General features: G+C 67.2%; 2 protein-coding genes and 1 pseudogene. 2 read left to right on the top strand and 1 reads right to left on the bottom strand.

The genetic code is table 11. The features are described 5' to 3' along the window. The first annotated feature begins 87 nt into the window (after positions 1-87). Together MTQ10_RS29160 and MTQ10_RS29165 are read left to right on the top strand one after the other, a co-directional pair. On the top strand, positions 88-1,896 hold the full coding sequence (locus MTQ10_RS29160; protein WP_308404610.1) for an IS481 family transposase: 1,809 nt from the start codon (positions 88-90) through the stop codon (positions 1,894-1,896). Between the two features lie 1,112 nt (positions 1,897-3,008). Further along, complete coding sequence (locus MTQ10_RS29165; RefSeq protein ID WP_247473394.1) at positions 3,009-3,209, top strand: hypothetical protein; 201 nt, start codon at positions 3,009-3,011, stop codon at positions 3,207-3,209. Positions 3,210-3,217: 8 nt separating this feature from the next. Here MTQ10_RS29165 and MTQ10_RS29170 read toward each other — a convergent pair. Next, positions 3,218-3,341: pseudogene (locus MTQ10_RS29170) on the bottom strand (IS5/IS1182 family transposase); the annotation flags it as partial.

Here is a 3,341-nt window from a genome sequence, read left to right on the forward strand (position 1 = left end):
CCGCGGAGAGTTGCACGGTGGCCCGTCCTTGTTCAGGGCGCACGAGCGGTCCACCAGGGGCAACGCGGTGGCGAGCCAGGGGCGCACATCAGCCAAGACCGGCTACACCACTTCAAGGGACGCCATCCGACTGCCGATGAGGACTGGACAGTTGAGCACCGTTTCCGGGCTGTGGTGGAGGTGCTGGACGGTGCGCCGGTGGCCGAGGTCGCCCGCCGATACGGAACGTCGCGGCAGTCTCTGCATACCTGGTTACGGCGGTTCCGCGAGTACGGACGAGACGGGTTGAAGGACCGGTCGAGGCGGCCGCACAGCTCGCCGTCGCGGGTGTCGACCGAGGTCGAACTCGCCGTCTGCCAGCTGCGGCAGACCTATCCGAAGTGGGGCGCCCGCCGGATCGCCCACGAACTGGCCGTACGCGGGGTCGCGGACGTGCCGGGCCGTTCCACGGTGCACCGCATCCTGGTCCGCAACGGCCTGGTGAGCCACCAGGTCCAGGTCCACCGCCGCGTCTACAAGCGGTGGCAGCGGGACGCCCCGATGCAGCTGTGGCAGATGGACCTGATGGGCGGGGTATTCCTCGCCGACGGCCGGGAGTGCAAGCTCGTCACCGGGATCGACGACCACTCGCGGTTCATCGTGATCGCCACGGTGCTGGTGCAGCCGACCGGGCGAGCGGTGTGTGAGGCGTTCATCGAGGCGATGCGCCGCTTCGGGGTCCCCTCGGAGATGCTGACCGACAACGGCAAGCAGTTCACCGGCCGCTACTCCAAACCGCTGCCCACCGAGGTCATGTTCGAGCGGGTATGCCGCGAGAACGGCATCAACCAGCGACTGACCAAGCCCAAGTCGCCCACCACGACCGGAAAAATCGAACGGTTTCACAAGACCCTGCGCCGCGAGATGCTCGACCACTCCGGCCCCTTCGCCGACCCAGTTGTGGCCCAGAGTGCGATCGACGCTTGGGTCCACAGCTACAACCACACCCGGCCCCATCAGTCGCTGGAGATGGCCACTCCGGCTCAGGTCTTCCGCCCGCACACCCTCCCGGCCGGCGCGTCGGAGGCCGCAAAAGGCGTGGTGGCCGAGTCGAAGGCGGGGCCGTCGGAACCGATGCGGCTGCCGGTGCTTCCGCCGCCGAGTTCGTCCGAGGAGAACCTCCCGCTCCAGGCCGTGGAGTTCGAGGCCGTGGTCAGCCCGGGCCGACACGTGATGCTGCCGCAGGCACGCAGCCTGAAGTTCAGCCCGACCCTGGTCGGTCGAACCGTCACGGTCTGGGTCAGCCACCGCACGGTTCACGTCGTCCTCGACGGGCAGCTGATCAGGACTCGGTCCATGAGCTTCACCGACGCAGACCTGCAAGGGCTGATCTTGCGGGGCGGACGGCTCGGCGGCCCCGAACCGCAGGGCGGTATCAGCACGGACAAACCTCTGGAGCCCGCGGCTGTCGTCGAAGTCGATCGCAAGGCCACCAAGGACGGCGTGGTCTCGCTCGGTCAGACGCCCGTCGCCCTCGGCACCGAACTGATCGGCAAGCACGTCACCCTGCGATTCGACGGCAGCCTGATGTATGTGATCCACGCCGGGCTCCTGGTCAAGACCCTCACCGCCCCGATCCCGCACCAGCGCCGCGCGAAACTCACCGGCGCCCGGACCGCCACCACGCCGCTGCCACCACCACCGTCGCAGCCACGGCGAGCGGTCCGGCGGGTCGGAGCCGACGGCACCTTCGTTGTCGCCCGCCACAAGCTCCGCCCCGGCGTCGCGCACGCCGGCAAGACCGTCACCGTGGTCATCGAGGAGACCTGCTTCCGCGTCCTCGACGGCGAGGTCGAGATCTCCACCCACCCGCTCAAGGGCGGCCCCGTCACCCGCTACATCGCCGATCCCCGCTGACCGTCAACCCTCAGCTGGGACCGTCAAGCATCATGCGAGACACCGTCAAGCAAGTCCCGGGACCGAACTGTCAAGCATCTCCCCGGACCTCACATACGGGGAGCACTACATGGCCGTTGACAACCACCGCCGCCCAGAGGCCCGCCCGGTCTGCGGCCCATCCTCCCAGCACTGCCGGAAACCGCCAGCGGCCCCGCTTCGGCACAGCGAATGTCACCCGAACGGCCTACACGCTCCCGCACCGAACGAGCGCCTTTCGCCCGTTCGGACCAGCCTGACCAGGAGTCCGTGCCACCGCATTCCCGTGATCACTGCTCCACCGGGAGGCGCCATGGTCGTGGTTGCTCTGCTTCTGCCGGTGCTGATCGTCCTCATGCCGTTCGGGATGGATGCCCTGGAGAACTTCTTGTTCCCCCCGCACAGGGAAGGGTCCCAGACTGGCGAAGGAGAACCTCCGAGACCGCTTTGACGTGGTCCTCACGGGCAGTTACTGCCACCGGCTCGCCTCGTTCATATGGTCGTGACTATGAAACTCGTTGCTTCTGCAGTACTTACCAACGCCCTCCTGGTCCCTGCGTCGGCTGTCCTGGCTGCAACCCCCGCGCACGCTATCGATATCGCGCCAATCCGCGCGAATGTGGGGAGCGACGATCACCTGATCAAGCTGTGTACGGGCAACTTGTTGTCCGCCACGGTCTCGGGCAAGCACGACCTCGTGGCATTGCGGAGCAGCCTCCACAAGAACAACCAAATCCATTGTGGACCAGACAACGGACCTGGGGGCCTGCCTGTGACATTGGCGTAGAAGCCGAGGGCTAGCCGCCAGCGCTGGCGGCTAGCCCACTCGTCTTTACGTTCGGGGTCGTGTGCCTGATCTGGAGACTGGCGGCCTGGACTTCAGAAACAGGCACCAACCGGATCCACCGCTTATCAGGGGGCTGAGCGGCTCGGCCGCGCGGCGCCGCAATACCGCCGCTACGGCCAGCGGCCAAAAGGCCGGCGTGGCCCTGGAGCCGGAGCAGTAGCGCCAGAAACTGGGGCCGACGCGGCACGTGGCCTGCGCCCAGCGGGCACGACGACATTCAGCGGGCTCAAGAATTGGGAGAGGACGCATGGCAGAGAACACCGCACCGGGCGAAACCGGCGACGGACTGACGATCATCGGCCCCGACGATGGCATCGGGTGGCAGCCGGACCCGGATGGACCGCAGGCCCATGCCCTGGTCCAGGGCAAGAGGGAGGTGGCTGTCGATGCGGTCACGCCAGTTCCGGGGAGGCCCGGCGAGTACTACGTGTTCATCGGTGACACTTAGACGTTGTTTCAGTTGGTGAGTCGGCGGTAGCCGATGAGGGCTGCGGCGATGCCGACGAAGGCCAGGAAGTGCTCGGCCTTTCGCTCGTAACGGCGGTGCAGCCTTCGGCATCCGGCCAGCCAGGAGACCGTT

This window comes from Streptomyces sp. XM83C (genome assembly GCF_023072675.1).
Taxonomy (GTDB): domain Bacteria; phylum Actinomycetota; class Actinomycetes; order Streptomycetales; family Streptomycetaceae; genus Streptomyces; species Streptomyces thermocoprophilus.